The 15,139-nt window shown below is 47.7% G+C and carries 14 protein-coding genes; 4 read left to right on the top strand and 10 right to left on the bottom strand.

The window, feature by feature from the left end; all coding sequences use genetic code 11:
• Nucleotides 1-234: 234 nt before the first annotated feature.
• The gene (locus tag MKX68_RS08405) at nucleotides 235-2,556 is read left to right on the top strand and encodes a helix-turn-helix domain-containing protein (protein WP_338590459.1); all 2,322 of its coding nucleotides are present in this window, start codon (nucleotides 235-237) and stop codon (nucleotides 2,554-2,556) included.
• A gap of 380 nt (nucleotides 2,557-2,936) precedes the next feature.
• Nucleotides 2,937-4,406, top strand: coding sequence for an extracellular solute-binding protein (locus MKX68_RS08410; RefSeq protein ID WP_340910762.1), 1,470 nt, complete (start codon nucleotides 2,937-2,939; stop codon nucleotides 4,404-4,406).
• Nucleotides 4,407-4,499: 93 nt separating this feature from the next.
• Here MKX68_RS08410 and MKX68_RS08415 read toward each other — a convergent pair whose 3' ends face one another.
• The 7 genes from MKX68_RS08415 to MKX68_RS08445 all read right to left on the bottom strand — a co-directional run bounded on the left by MKX68_RS08415 (nucleotide 4,500) and on the right by MKX68_RS08445 (nucleotide 11,625).
• Nucleotides 4,500-4,739, bottom strand: coding sequence for a YezD family protein (locus tag MKX68_RS08415; RefSeq protein ID WP_036607453.1), 240 nt, complete (start codon nucleotides 4,737-4,739; stop codon nucleotides 4,500-4,502).
• 156 nt (nucleotides 4,740-4,895) lie between these two features.
• A complete protein-coding gene (gene cysW, locus MKX68_RS08420; protein ID WP_074093283.1) occupies nucleotides 4,896-5,771 on the bottom strand; it encodes a sulfate ABC transporter permease subunit CysW in 876 nt (291 codons plus the stop codon).
• Between the two features lie 67 nt (nucleotides 5,772-5,838).
• On the bottom strand, nucleotides 5,839-6,675 hold the full coding sequence (gene cysT, locus MKX68_RS08425; RefSeq protein ID WP_017690928.1) for a sulfate ABC transporter permease subunit CysT: 837 nt from the start codon (nucleotides 6,673-6,675) through the stop codon (nucleotides 5,839-5,841).
• A gap of 87 nt (nucleotides 6,676-6,762) precedes the next feature.
• Entirely contained in the window at nucleotides 6,763-7,842 is a 1,080-nt protein-coding gene (locus MKX68_RS08430) for a sulfate ABC transporter substrate-binding protein (protein WP_338590451.1), read from the bottom strand.
• Between the two features lie 316 nt (nucleotides 7,843-8,158).
• The gene (locus tag MKX68_RS08435; protein ID WP_340910765.1) at nucleotides 8,159-8,290 is read right to left on the bottom strand and encodes a hypothetical protein; all 132 of its coding nucleotides are present in this window, start codon (nucleotides 8,288-8,290) and stop codon (nucleotides 8,159-8,161) included.
• 34 nt (nucleotides 8,291-8,324) lie between these two features.
• On the bottom strand, nucleotides 8,325-10,202 hold the full coding sequence (locus MKX68_RS08440; protein WP_445671065.1) for a rhamnogalacturonan lyase: 1,878 nt from the start codon (nucleotides 10,200-10,202) through the stop codon (nucleotides 8,325-8,327).
• Between the two features lie 367 nt (nucleotides 10,203-10,569).
• Nucleotides 10,570-11,625, bottom strand: a complete 1,056-nt coding sequence (locus MKX68_RS08445) for a lactonase family protein (protein WP_340910767.1) — start codon at nucleotides 11,623-11,625, stop codon at nucleotides 10,570-10,572.
• 234 nt (nucleotides 11,626-11,859) lie between these two features.
• Here MKX68_RS08445 and MKX68_RS08450 point away from each other — a divergent pair, with 234 nt between their 5' ends.
• Nucleotides 11,860-12,720: an AraC family transcriptional regulator gene (locus MKX68_RS08450; RefSeq protein WP_340910768.1), complete on the top strand. Its 861-nt coding sequence runs from the start codon at nucleotides 11,860-11,862 to the stop codon at nucleotides 12,718-12,720.
• 146 nt (nucleotides 12,721-12,866) lie between these two features.
• Nucleotides 12,867-13,550: an S-layer homology domain-containing protein gene (locus MKX68_RS08455; protein WP_100528617.1), complete on the top strand. Its 684-nt coding sequence runs from the start codon at nucleotides 12,867-12,869 to the stop codon at nucleotides 13,548-13,550.
• A 194-nt stretch (nucleotides 13,551-13,744) separates the two neighbouring features.
• On the opposite strand, the gene MKX68_RS08460 is transcribed toward MKX68_RS08455, so the two are convergent.
• From MKX68_RS08460 to MKX68_RS08470, 3 genes are all read right to left on the bottom strand, one after another.
• On the bottom strand, nucleotides 13,745-14,371 hold the full coding sequence (locus MKX68_RS08460; protein WP_340910772.1) for a nitroreductase family protein: 627 nt from the start codon (nucleotides 14,369-14,371) through the stop codon (nucleotides 13,745-13,747).
• A 65-nt stretch (nucleotides 14,372-14,436) separates the two neighbouring features.
• Complete coding sequence (locus MKX68_RS08465) at nucleotides 14,437-14,568, bottom strand: hypothetical protein (protein ID WP_268745231.1); 132 nt, start codon at nucleotides 14,566-14,568, stop codon at nucleotides 14,437-14,439.
• A gap of 65 nt (nucleotides 14,569-14,633) precedes the next feature.
• Nucleotides 14,634-15,098: an RrF2 family transcriptional regulator gene (locus MKX68_RS08470; RefSeq protein WP_091038227.1), complete on the bottom strand. Its 465-nt coding sequence runs from the start codon at nucleotides 15,096-15,098 to the stop codon at nucleotides 14,634-14,636.
• Between the last annotated feature and the right edge of the window lie 41 nt (nucleotides 15,099-15,139).

Here is a 15,139-nt window from a genome sequence, read left to right on the forward strand (position 1 = left end):
AGAACAAATTCCGTTTTATATCAAAATCGTACGTTCCGGAGCTTATATGCCAACAACAATGGAGTTAGATACTACATTTATCAATTAAAATACCTACTTTTGTAAACGCTTTATTAACTGAAAGTAAATTATGGAGTGGGAGTTTGTTAAATTTCGATCAACATGATTTCTAGTCCTCGGCCTGCTATATAATGATGAAGTTGTTTAGAAAAGAGAAATGAAGGGGGAAAAAGAATGCTTAAGCCATTTCAATCTGTGAGATCCAAAATGGTTCTTTCCTACCTTGCTGTCGTTCTTGTCATTGCGCTTCTTTTCGGCTCCATTCTATACCTCTTCTTCTCCCATCAATACAGCAAAGAAATTCGAATCAATAATCAACTTTCGCTGAAAAGCACTGTCAATACTATTGAGAGCTCCGTTATCCAGAAGGTGAATCAGGTTTATCTGTCCCTGGCACTCGGTAACGCTGCAAGTATCGATCTAGATAGCTTAAAAGGAAACCATAGCAAAATCCTGGACATCGAACAGTCCCTCAAAAATATGGTGCAAAATTATTCCGATCTCATTGAAGCTATTCATGTGTACGATACGAAGAACCACTTCATTGTCTCATCTGTATATGGGCTATTGCTCTATGAGGACACGCCTTCGAGTGTGGATCATACGACGGATTGGATTGCTGCGATGAAAGAGACTCCAGAAAGCTCCTTATGGATGAAGACTCGCATGGTGCCTCAGGATGCTTATATCGAATCACGGGAACAGGACAACATGAGTCCTCTGATTTCCTATGTCCACAGTTACCCGTTTCAATCGTCTGGACAGGACAGTACGGCCATGATTGCGATTGATATCAAAGAGTCAGCGATCAGTCAGATCATTAAAAATATGCTCCCTGCTGACTATGCGAATACATTAATCATCGACCAGGACGGAACTGTCATATCTGCCGCGGACAAAACGTTGATAGGCAGCTCCACGGAGGAGAATCTGACGCAGTCGCTGCTCACCTTTCATTCTTCAGATGAGAGCTTCACGCCTGTATTTAACTATGACTCTCATGTCGTTACCCAAGATCAATTTAAAGGAAATACATGGAGAATCTACACCACCACACCTAATGAAAGCTTCTATTATAAATTGGATAGCTTGAAGGAGATTTCGGTTCTTCTCGGTTTATTGGCTGTTGCGGTTGGGATAGCGATGTCGTCTATCTTTACCAGGGCCAACTATAGTCCTCTTAAGCGAATCCTGAATAACATCAAGAGCCGGATGGATAGCCCAACCAGCTTAAAGCAGGACGAATATCGGTTCATCGATACAACGTTTAATAGTCTGTCCAATAAAGTTGATAGTCTTGAAGAAACCTTACAGGCCAATCACAGAATGATTAAGCATAGTATCATGCTTAATATGTTAAATAATCGATTTACACCTGAGGAACTTACGGAGCAACTGCAATCTGTTCACATTTCGATGGCTTACTCCCGCTTTCGCTGCATCGTCATTGACCCTGTCAATGAGAAGTGGAAGGATCTGCAGCCACGACAGTTGCAGCATACGTTGTATACGATGATCCAGCAACTGGAGATCGCAGAAATGGATGGAACTCAACTGCTGGCAGAGGAATTGCAGGATCACAAAATCGCGGTCATCATCTGTACCAATCAACCGGAGGCACCTCTCTCTGATCACATTGTAGACTTTATTCACGCTGAGGCGAGCAGCAGATTTGGTCTGGAATTTGTACTATCGTTAGGCGGATGGGTAGAACACTTCACGAAGATTCACACAAGTTATCATCAGGCGAATACCCTGATTCGATACAGCTACTTTTTTCCCGAGCAATCTGCCATTCAGGATCTTGATCTTCTGAACAGGGAAGCCAGCAGCTTGGAAATTTCGGACTCATACCTCGTAAATTTTGAGAAGAAATTGCAGACTCGGGATGTGCAAGGTACGGTTCAGGCCATTCAGGAATTGGTCGCGACATTAAAGGAAGGCCCCTATTCCGCCGAATACAGTCGGATCATCTTATTAAAAACGGTATCTATTTACGCTGAGTGTATTAATCAGGTTCGTTGGCAGCCCGCCGAGGCGAATTCATTGAATTTGTACAAGCAATTTTCATTGTTCTACAATATCAACCGCTATTCGGAATGGATCATTCATCTCGTCACCGAATTTGTGATGCATATGGAGAAGCGAAGTGAGGTACGAAGTGTGGATACCATCTCGGCTGTCAAAGCCTATGTTCGTGAGCACTTATCGGGCGATCTCACGCTGGATCATGTCTCAGAGCAAGTATTCATCAGCTCTAAATATCTCAGTAAACTTTTCAAGGAAGAAACCGGGATTGTTTATTCCGAATATGTTACGAATCAGAGAATGGAACGCGCACGGGAACTCATGACACAACGCGAAATTACGGTTGAGCAGGTCGCAAGTACTGTCGGTTACCGAACCCCTGCTTATTTCATTAAAAAGTTCAAAGAAATTCACGGCTGTACGCCAAAAAACTTTATGCGCAGTCTAATGGAACAGGGATCTATATAGGGTCAATTAGGAATATTTACACGGACACTCCGATGACAGAACAACCTTCCGATCGCTGTTATTCCCAGATTTCTTTGATCCCTTTTCTAAAAGTGGAAATCCGGGAATAAAGGCGAACGCTTCGCTTCTTCAGGTTCTTTCTGTCCTCTCCGTTATTGTGTAAATGTTAAATTTGAACCTATATAGAATTTAAAATTAGTAAAGGAGCTGCTATGAACATCAACCTTTCGAGAAAGCTATGTCTATATTCCGCAATGCTTCTCCTTCTCGTGTTTACAAGTGGGTGTACCTTTCTAGGGAGAGAAACAGCACAAGTGCAGCAAGACCATCTAGCAAGCGCTGAGAAGGAGACAGCACCACAATACACGATATCCTGGACCATGCATCAAAATGTTCCTGTTCCTGAAGACGCGGAGATGATTGCCTATATTGAGGATCGGTTTGATGTCGATCTGGAGGTGTGGAACCTTGAGAACAAGCGGTACGAGGAACTGCTTGATCTGGAGCTTGCTCAAGGTAAAATACCGGATCTGTTCCGGATTAGGCAGCCGCATGATCTGCTGAAGTATCAAATGCAGGGGGTTTTAGCGGAAATCCCCCCGGATGTACTTGAACAATATGCGCCAAATATCGTACAGCGAATTCGCAATTATGACTCACGTTATCTGGAGTATGGAAAAATAAACGGCAGCTTATATGGAATACCGGCCATAAATGAGACCAACATCTATCGAACTCCTGTCGTATATCGAGAGGACTGGCTTAAGCGGCTTGGTCTGGACGTACCGAAGACATTAGAGGAATTTGAGACGGTTATGTATGCTTTTGCCAAAGATGATCCGGACGGGAATGGTAAAAAGGATACGTATGGCCTATCCAGAGAGGGCTTAAATGTCGTGTTTGGCGCCTTTGGACAGACCGTTTTCACCGAGCAGCTGTATTTTAATGAAAAAAACAACCAACTCGTGATCGGCGCTTTGGAGCCGGAGATGAAAAAAGCCCTAACTTATATGCAAAAGTGGTATCGGGACGGGATTATCGACCCTGAATTTATAACCGGCGAAAATAAGGGTGGTTATAAACATCTATCCCATGCTTTTATTAATGGAAAAATTGGGATGACCTCGATGGGCAACTACTATCATTGGAATCAAGAGGGAGACTACAGTGTCCTCAATGAAAATGGCCAAGCAACCCCTGTGGGAGCCTCGTTCAATGTTAATGAGCTGTTACAGAAGAACGCAGCTGCAGAGGTTGTATTTGGTTCTCCTGTTATTGGTCCTGATGGACATAGCGGTTCAAAAGGGAACAATCTGCTGATGAATTTTATTGCTATAGGTGCTGAGGCTGCGAAGGAGCCGGGGAAACTGGAGAAAATTTTGGAGATACTCGATTATGTAAGTGCCAACCCCGATCCGGAGGAGCAGATCAAAATGGAGTATGGCCTTCCAGGAAAACACTGGAATTGGAGCGCTGAAGATCCAAACTCGTTCCATTTACTTTACCCATACAACAGAATGGAGAATTATATTAATATGATCGGCTCAAGTATCGGCATGACGGTTCCAGGTACACCCTCGGATAAACGTGAACAGTGGGCTGCATCTGCAGGGTTGACGGAGAATGGTATCTATAATCGCCTGGAGGTTGCAACCCCTGCCCTGATTCAATATTCATCTGAATTGATTCGCATGAGAGACAGAGCGTACATCTCCATCATCACCGGCGATCAGCCTGTGGGGTATTTCGATACCTTTGTGGAAGAATTCATGGATGCAGGTGGGCAACAGGTGCTGCTTGAAGCGAATCATTGGTATAAGGAGCATAAGGAAACAAGTCGTGCGCAATAGGTAGGACAGTGTGAAACATACATTTCCCATGAGTTTCTGGATTATACATGTGTATTCCTATACACCCATCCTTCCCTGATACAACGGCACTCTCTATCCCTTTGCACTCGCATTTGATCCGCGTAGTGAACGGGCTGAACTGCTTCGTGCCGTGCTTCCGGATTTGGAGGCGCTGCCTGAGGGCGTATTTTCAAAACGCTTGCGTTCGGTCCGCTCCATCTGCACAATCTGACCTTCGTGCACCACGATATGCAAAGAACCAAACTCCATGTCATTCAGCTGTCCGGCAATTCGGTCCAACCATACCTCATCCACTTTTAACGGCTTAGCCATAGAGCCGCCTCCTCTTCTCGGGCTATTGCCCGCCATATTCCTAAGTACGCTGTCATCCAACGGATTTATAAATCATTCTTATCCAACCTATATACTTGGTTTATACATTATCAGGGCTTCCAGTAGCTGTCAATCTGTATTTTCTTCTTCTCATAATCACTTTTCTGAAACGGCTTTATGTCCAAGCCAGCTCTTGAGCAGCAACGTGGCAAGAGCCAGAATCAGGAGCAGGGAAGCTACGGCAAACGAAGCCGAGAATTGATATTCGTTATACAAAATCTCCACATGCAGCGGCAGTGTATTGGTCTCTCCGCGGATATGTCCGGAGACCACAGATACCGCTCCGAACTCACCCATAGCACGGGCATTACACAGAATAATGCCGTACAGCAGCCCCCATTTGATGTTGGGCAAGGTTACACTCCAGAAGATTCGCCACCCGGAAGCACCCAGCGTAACCGCCGCTTCCTCTTCCCGGGTTCCCTGGTCCTCCATCAGCGGAATCAGTTCTCTCGCTACGAAAGGGAAGGTAATAAACAACGTTGCTATGACAATGCCTGGCAGCGCAAAAATGATTTTGATATCATGTTCGGACAGCCACGGCCCAAACCACCCATTGGAACCAAAGACCAATACAAAGATCAACCCGCCCACCACAGGTGAGATGGAAAAGGGAAGATCAATCAGCGTGATCATGAGTCCCTTGCCCTTGAACTGAAACTTGGTAATGACCCAGGCAGCGGCCACACCAAATATCGTATTCAGCGGCACTGTAATCGCCGCAACCAATAACGTGAGTTTCAGTGCAGACATGGCATCCGGCTCGGTAAGAGCGGCAATATACACGCCCCATCCCTGCTTCAACGCCTCCATGAGCACAATGGCCAGTGGCAATATAAGCAGCCATATGAGTACCAAGCTCGCCAGTCCAATCAATAACCATTTGACCCATGGAGCTTCCGTTGTTGCACGGTTCGTTCCGCGGCCAGCTCGTACGGGTGGAACAGGGCTCAGTGGAACGGAACCCGCCATATGCCGCACCTCCTTTGGTTTGGGTGAGTGACGTCTTTTAATATCCTTATTGCATCATGTTTCATTCTCATGCCCTGCCCGCCTTCCGGCTCCAACGTTGCAAGGAATTAATAATCAGCAGCAGGATGAAAGAAACCAGTAGCAACAGCAGAGCTACAGCTGTAGCGCCTGCATAATCGAACTGCTCCAGCTTGGCCATGATCAGCAAGGGGGCAATCTCCGTTTTCATCGGCATATTACCTGAGATAAATACAACGGAGCCATATTCGCCAATGCCCCGGGCAAAAGCCAGAGCAAACCCGGTCAGCAGTGGCGGAATCAGATCCGGCAGCAGAATGGTACGGAATATCCGCCATCTTCCTGCTCCCAGTGTGGCAGCCGCCTCTTCCACCTCCGCCTCCAGCTCCTCTAACACCGGTTGCACCGTGCGAACTACGAACGGAATGCCGATAAACATCAGCGCCAGCGTAATCCCGGCCTGTGAATAGGCCAGCTTGATGCCCAAAGGCTCTACAAACTGACCAATCCAGCCATTGCCGGCATAGATCGCCGTAAGAGCAACCCCTGCTACCGCTGTCGGCAAGGCAAAAGGCAGATCAATGACCGCATCAAACAGCCTTTTACCCGGGAATTCATACCGAACAAGCACCCATGCCAGGAGTAACCCCAGCACGAGATCAATCAGCGCCGCTGCACCTGCGGTCAGGAAGCTGACCTGGAATGAAGCCAGCACCCTGGGATTGGTCGCAACTTCAATCATGGTTGCCCACGTCAGTCCTGTGGAGTTAAACAACAGCGCAGCCAGTGGAATAAGTACAACCAGGCTTAGGTAGAACACACTGTAACCCATCGTTAATCCAAATCCCGGCAATGTGCGTCTCCGCGCCACCATCACCTTGCTCATGCACGTTCATCCTCTCTGCCTTCAGCCGGTAGGGCTGGTTGGCCGCTCACAGCGCGATTGATCGGGTGTTCACTAAACAGAGCAATCTTAGCTGCCTGGAACATAGATCTGGTCGAAGATACCACCGTCATTAAAATGTTTGGCCTGAGTATCCCGCCATGTGCCGAATACATCTTTCAACGTGAACAGTTCAAGCGCCGGGAACTGATCCTTGAATTTTTCCTCCACGCTGTCCAGCGTTGGGCGGTAATAATTTTCAGCCGCAATCGTCTGTCCCTCTTCACTGTACAAATATTTCAGATAGGCATCCGCCACGTCGCGGCTTCCTTTTTTGTCTGCATTTTTGTCCACAATTGCAACGGGTGGTTCAGCCAAGATACTAACCGAAGGCACGACAATATCGAATTTGTCCGGACCCAACTCTTTTACCGATAGGAAAGCTTCATTTTCCCAAGCAAGAAGCACATCCCCAATGCCACGTTCAACAAACGTTGTCGTAGACCCGCGAGCACCCGAATCCAGCACAGGCGCATGTTTGAACAATTCACCAACAAATTCCTTCGCTTTCTCTTCATCATTGTTATTATGCTTAAGGGCATATCCCCATGCCGCCAGATAGTTCCAGCGCGCCCCGCCGGACGTTTTTGGGTTCGGTGTGATGACTTGTGTATCCCCTTTGATCAAATCATCCCAGTCCTTGATGCCTTTTGGATTACCTTTACGTACAAGGAATACAATCGTAGAGGTATACGGAGAGCTGTTATACTCGTATTTATCCTGCCAGCCTTCGTTAATCAGACCTTTATCTTCAATCGCATCAATATCGTATCCCAACGCCAGCGTCACCACGTCTGCATCCAGTCCGTCAATAACAGAACGACTCTGTTTACCCGATCCCCCATGGGACTGCTTGATGGTCACTTCCTGGCCTTTCTCTTTCAACCAATGCGCCGCAAACGCTTTGTTATATTGTTCATAGAGTTCCCGCGTTGGATCATAGGAAACATTCAGCAGTTCGATGGCCTTGGGCCCTTCTGTGCCGCCTTCCGCTCCCCCCGATGTTCCTGCCGCACTGGACCCGCCACTATCCGATCCGCATGCTGCCAGAACTCCTGTTAATACCAGTGCCAGACCAACCAAAATACCCTTATGAATTCTCTTTTTCATGAATAACACTCCCCCGATATAGATCTGCATGACTACCTCAGGCCGGCTGAACAGGATCGAACGCCCCGTAAAAAAACAAGAAGACGGAGGAACCCCCGCGCACTTCTCCCCATAAAGTCATGCCGGCTTAAGGCCGTGCATGCTTCATCCGGAAAGGATGCGCTGCGGTGTTCCTCCGTCTATACGGTGAGAACGTTATTCTGTTCAGGTTGCATGGTTGCATCTGTCTTTAAAATGACCGTTTTCACAATGAAAACAGACTCATTTTTATTATTCCTACCTGTTTAGTAAGTTATATACGTATAATAAAGGCAGTCTATATACCTGTCAAACGTTTTTTCCGATTTTTACCGGATTTCTGGGCTATTGGCAAAAAAAAGAGGAACAACGAACCATCGTCCGTTGTTCCCTTCAGCGAATCCCATGCTTCGCTGGCTATTGTAAACATGAACGGAATTGGACGGCCACACCTTGTCCATTCCTCATCTGCCCGCATACCTGATATTCGGTACGGGTGGTGTGTTCATGCCTTCCCCTAGATAAAAGCCGGTGTGTGGCGGTTGGTTGTAGGCTACATTTTGCCAAGCGATGCCAAGACGGTACACTGGATCATGCATCAGCGTATAGAGGCGTTTGTCCGTAACTGCTGTTGTGGTGTAGATCCGCAGCGCTGAGCTGTCATTCGTCCGCCATACCACTTCTTCTCTCCAGTCTCCGAACAGGTCGGCCTGCAGATTCGGCGTAGACTTGGTTCCGTTGTTCGAAGATACGCCGGAAGCGGTGAGCAGGTTCATCGTTGTGTTATTGGCATAGTTCCACTTATCGATTCGGTTGCTGTCCAGCAGTTCACGGAGCAGATCACCATCCCACCAGATTCCAAAATTCGTGGAGGACGGCAGGGTTGTCCCGAGTTTCTGCCCTTTGGCTGTATACAGACTGCCGTCTGCCCATACTTCAGCGCCTTTATATCTTGGATCGATATCTGCCGCCATGCCGCGTCCAATATCTTTCGTTGTTTTGGCTCCCCAGATTAATTGGCCTGTACCTGCATCCCGGAATTCCACTCCGGCATTGGACGGTGTCTCATGGACCTGAAATACCTCAAGTCCAGGGCGGTCCGGGTCGAGGTCACTCAGATGCATGGCATCGCCATGATGAAGTCCTGTCGTGTACAATCCTTTGCCGTTGTCATCCACCGCCATGGCACCATAAACGATCTCGTCTTTCCCATCTCCATCTACGTCCGCCACACTCAGATTGTGATTACCCTGCCCAGCATAACCTGAGTTACCGGACGTATTGGAATCAAATGTCCATTGTTTGGTCAGCTGTCCATTCCGCCAGTTATAAGCTACCAGTACGGTACGGGTGTAGTATCCACGCGCCATGACCAGGCTTGGGCGCTCTCCATCCAGATACGCAATGGCGGCAAGGAATCGGTCCACTCTATTGCCGTAGTTATCTCCCCAGTCGGACACATTGCCACGTGCTGGTTCGTAGTTCACTGTGGATAGCGCTTTGCCAGTCTGCCCATTGAAAACCGTCAGGAATTCGGGACCAGACAACACATAACCGCTGGAATTGCGGTAATCCTTGCTTGCATCCCCGATGACCACGCCGGTGCCATCCTTGGTGCCATCTGCCGTTTTCATCGCAACTTCGGCTTTGCCATCACCGTCGAGATCATACACCATGAATTGGGTGTAGTGAGCGCCGGCACGGATATTTTTGCCCAAACTAATTCGCCAGAGGCGTGTTCCGTTTAATTTGTAGGCATCGATAAACACTTCCCCGGTATAACCGCTCTGAGAGTTATCCTTAGAGTTGGAGGGGTCCCACTTCACAATCAATTCATACTCACCATCACCATCCAGGTCACCTGCACTGGCATCGTTGGCACTGTAGGTGTAGGCTACTCCATCAGGCGTTGTCCCACCAGCGGGTACACTAAGAGGAACAGACAAATAGTTGTTGCCCCACACGCTCGCTGCCGCTGAAGCAGCCTGCTCCGTTCCACTCACTACAGCGCGAACCGTGTATTTGGAACTGCTTGTCCCGCTTGCATCCTGAAGGTTGGTGCTGTTTGTTATGGGCGTAGCGTTCACTTTGGTTCCATCCCGATAAACGTTAAATGATACATTCGAACCTTCCGTACCCAGAAGCCGCCAACTGACAAACACACCTGTCCCGGTCTTCACAGCCACCACACCGCGATCCAGATATTCCATCTGCCTAGCACCCGCTGCATGTGTAACCGGCGTGTTACCAAGGCCAAGCGAAGTCACCAGTAGCACGGAGCTCAGCAGGGACACTCCCGCTGTACGTAATGTGCGCTTCCACAATGATGAACGATTTCCCATAAACAATTGCCTCCCCAATTGTATTGGTAAGCCCGATGCCCTTGTAGCGCCATCTTTTATGTAAGCGCTTTAATATATTCATTTTAAATTAAACATATAATTCCATCTATAGGTCTAATTTAGTAAATGAATGGTTGGTACATAAAAAAGCCGAAGGATTTCTCCTTCGGTTAGCCGTTGCCCATTCTTCGAATTGCTTCAGTCAACTGGAATCGCAATCAACTGACTCACGGATATGGGACGATTCCCATGTTCGCATAAAAAGCCTAAACAAGCTGTAAAACCATGTGTTTCTCCATGATTTCACAGCTTATTTGACCACTTTTTAGATGTAGTATTTCACGTTCTCTTCACCGTATTACAACTTTTATACCACAGGCGCAATACATACCGGACGAGGCAGTTCCAGCTTGAACCCGTTATGCGTCAGGCGTCCGTCTTCTTCACTGATCTGGAAACCTACGAGGTTATTACTGTCCTGATTTGCCACGACCAGAATCCCACCTGGCAAAATATTAAAGTTACGCGGTGTCTGCCCAATCGTGGACGTCCACTCTACGGCTTCCAACTCACCGCTCTCCTGATCAATATGATAGAGCACGATGCTGTCATCTCCCCGATTGGATGCATACAGGAAACGTCCACATGGAGATATACGGATGTCTGCAGCCGTCCCCTCTCCTTTGTGCCCTTCTGGAAGTGTGGAGATGTGCTGCACCGTAGTGAACTCCCCTCTGCGCTCATCGTATAGGAATGCCGTAACGGTGTTGTTCAATTCGTTGATTACATATGCCCACTTCGAGTTGGGATGGAACACAAGATGCCTTGGCCCTGCGCCTGGTGGCTGATCCATCTCACGATGGGTTACCAGACGTCCCTCTTCCAACCGATACACAATGATCTGATCCAGACCGAGGTCACATACGACAGCATACTGCCCGGACGGATCTGGCTGAATGGAGTGTGCATGCGGCCCTTCCTGCCGTTCTTCGTTGATTCCACTTCCCGTGTGCTCCACCCATGCACTCATCTCACCAAGCGTCCCCTGATCGCCAACCGGGAATACATTGACACTGCCGCTGCTATAGTTGGATGAGAACACCCACTGACCATCCGTGGAAACAGACACATAACATGGAGAAGCCCCTCTGGTCTGTTTTCGATCCATCAGGTGCAGCTCACTCGTTGCTGCATCTCTACGATAGACCAACACCTCTCCCTCGTCCGTCTCACTCGCCACATACAGACAGTTTCCATCTGGGCATAACGCCAGATAAGACGGATTATCCACGCCATCCATGTGATTGACGATTCGCATCTCTCCTGTATCCGCATTCAACGCACATAGGAATATTCCTGGTTCATCCGCTGACGCATACGTACCTGTATAGAAAAGTGTTTCCTGAGTTGTGACTGGTTCCATATCTAATCTCTCCCTTATCCTATATATTCACTGTTCTGATTCTTCCCACTAGTATGTACTTACCCAATTCACGGGCTACTGCTTCACTTCCTGTAACGTGGCTTTCTATATTGAGAACAACTCCGGTGAGCGCTCTCATATCCGTCATTGACTCCCTTATCCCCTCTCACCATAATACAAAGTATGAGACCTAACAACAGACCACCCCTACAGCGTAAATCTGACGGATTTCGTATGCAAAAACTCATTGTGCTTCCGGACTCACTGCTGCAAGAAACCGCAGCTTATCCGGTCACGTCCGGATTATACATTACCGATATCGGTTATTTTCACGAAGCGGAGCATCATTACCGAGACCGTCCCGATGGTTGTGAGTCACACATTCTGATGTACTGTGCCCAAGGTACAGGCTGGTATACGATGGATGGCAGCAAGACTTATGATGTCCGCCCGGGAAACCTCGTCATATTGCCTGCACATGTTCCTCATGTGTATGGTGCCAACACAGCTGAACCATGGAGCATCTTCTGGATTCATCTGCGCGGGGAACACGCTTTAACCTACATAGAACCCTTGTTAACCCATCATATCACCACCATGCCACCAGCCAAGGCTCAAAAATGGCTTGAGCTGTTCCATGAATGTTACGGCGCGCTAGAGACAGGTTACTCCATGCAGACGATGACATATGCCTCCCAGATTATCGGTTATATGCTTGGTATGCTCGCTTATGGACCGGAGACAACCGGAACGGATGGCGGGATTGTAAGCAGCAAACGTGCGGCTGAACAATCCGTTCAATATATGCTGGAGCACCTGGAGAACGGAATCACCCTCAAGGAACTGGCGGCACATGCCCGGCTGTCTGTCCCTCATTACTCTCAGTTATTCAAGCAAGCTACGGGGCATTCGCCCATCGATTATTTCCTGCGGCTCAAGATTCAGCATTCCTGCCGCTATCTGGATTTTACCGATTGGACCGTGAAACAGATCAGTTCGGAACTTGGATTCAAGGACCCGTACTACTTCTCCCGTCTGTTCAGCAAAATGATGGGACGTTCACCCACGGATTATCGAAATAAATCCAAAGGATAGATGCCGTGTGCTTCACTTAAGCCTTTCAGAATCCTCATGAATTCAATTGGCAAATTCCAGCAACCTTTTGAACAGAAGGGTCGTCTATAGGGGCAAATAACTTTTATATAAAGGGATCATCCCTGGAAAAGTGAGGCGAACCTATCATGAAAAAAAATATACTTGCTACATTAACTGCGGGAGCTCTGCTCACGCTGTCTCTAAGTGCAGGACCGATCAACGCGGCGCAGGCCCAATTCACGGATATTCAAGGTATCGCAGGAGCTGACAAAATCGAATCTCTCCATCAGGATGGATTCATCAAAGGCGTGAGTGACAGCTTGTTCAAACCTGAACTGGAGTTAAATACCGCTCAGGGCATTCAACTGATTGCGGACGGCCTGAATCTGAATCTGGACACGATTCGTTTTATCAAAATGCCGGTACCGAGTGACTACTTCTCTGCTGTAAAAGATGGCGTATGGTACAGTGATGCATTTATCCGCGCGCAATATAATGGCATCCAGATGTCACAGGGTATCGATCCGTCCAAACCGCTTACTCGTGAACAATTCACACTGTTCCTGATGCAAGGCATCGAGGCCAAAGGCGGTCTGCCAATGATTAATATCAAACCTGTGGATATTACCGACGAACAGGAACTTACGCCAGAGTATCAAGGTGCCATTCAGCGTTCACTTGTTCTCAAAATCAATGAACTGGATGCCGACGGAAACTTCAATCCCAAACAAACGATTACCCGTGCCGAAGCAGCAGTGATGATGTATAACGCAATCGAGTACATGGAATCGTTCCATGCACCACAAATCCCGGAAACACCTGAGAAGTAATCATTTCATGTTGGAAGCTACGAACTCACTTTAGTGTGGAATCTGATCTATTGGAGTCACCACTAAAGTGAGTTTGGACTTTTCCATACAACCCCAATATGCCAAACAGCCGCACTTTCCCTCAACAGGAAAGTACGGCTGTTTGTATTATACTTATATCACTGATGCAAAATCATCAGATTTAACTTTCTAACTTAGAAAGAACCTTTAACAACAACCTCAGACAACGGCAAACGTCCTGACGGGCGAGCTGGCTGTGCCGCTTTACCTACAGTGATCAACAACGTTGGCACAAATCGTGCAGGAATGTTGAATGTTTCGATCAGTTTTTGTGGATTATATCCACCGATTGGACATGTATCGTAACCCAGGGAGCGTGCAGCAAGCATAATATTTTGGGAAGCAAAGGATGCATTGCGGATCGCTTCATCACGAGCGATTTGCGGGCTTTGGTAAGCACCGTTGATCTGTCCAACCAATGCGTCACGAACCTCAGCAGTCAGTGCGCCTGCTTCAACAGCTTGATCGTAGATTACCGTGTTACGGTTTGCTTCCAAATCTCCGAGAACAGCAATCGTAACCGAACTTTCCACGATCTGACTTTGACCGTAAGCAACTGGCAGCAATTTCGCTTTGTCTGCTTCGGATTCAATCACGAGGAATCTCCAGTGTTGCAGGTTCCATGAAGATGGTGCTTCCACAGCTGCTGTCAGAATCGCATTGAGATCAGCTTCAGGCAATTCAAACCCTTTTTCGTACTTTTTGACAGCATGGCGTTCGCTAATGACGCGAAGTGTTTCATTTTTTTCAATGCCTGACATGTGTTCCACTCCCCAGAATCTAATTTGTTTATTCTTCTTTTACTTCCGCAAGGTGATCTCGAAGTTTACTCTACCAAGGATTTGCCTTCCGAAAATAACATCAGCGCAGACGATCTCTCCCCATCTGTGTTCACGTTATGCCCGGAATCGCCTGAGAACATCAATGGATCTTTCACCGGAGCACACGCCAATGCCATAACTTGTCCACCATGCCTGACTAAACCAAGGCCATGTCATGAAGAACCATTCGTTGTGGACTCCGTCAGGACTTCTCCTTTGCAGGCAATCCATTCAGCGACAAGGTTATCGCTTCCCCATGACCTATACGCTCTTTCACATCCTGAATGGATATACGGTCAAAATAAGCGCTGAGCGCCTCTTCGCCTCCGTTATATATGTTCCCCATCACATCCTGCATATTGGAAGATACCACGCACGATGAACCGGACTCCCCTGAGCACCAATTGGGACCGAGTGAGCCACCAGCTACCAGTCTGTACAATTCTCCAAGCTTGATCTCTTCACTTGGACGGCTAAGCAAGTACCCACCATGAGCACCTTCCTTGGTCGTCAGGTAACCATGCTTGCGCAGAACACTAAGTACCTTACGGACTCTGGCCGGGTGTGTACCCACACTCTGGGACAAATCTTCACTATTGGCCATACACTCATCTCTCATCGACAGAAAAACAAGACAATGCACCGCTATGGTAAATTCGCTGTTCATAACTTACTCCTTCCCGGCTTACAACACCGATGAACTCCAAC

Source organism: Paenibacillus sp. FSL M8-0212, assembly GCF_038004645.1.
GTDB lineage: Bacteria > Bacillota > Bacilli > Paenibacillales > Paenibacillaceae > Paenibacillus.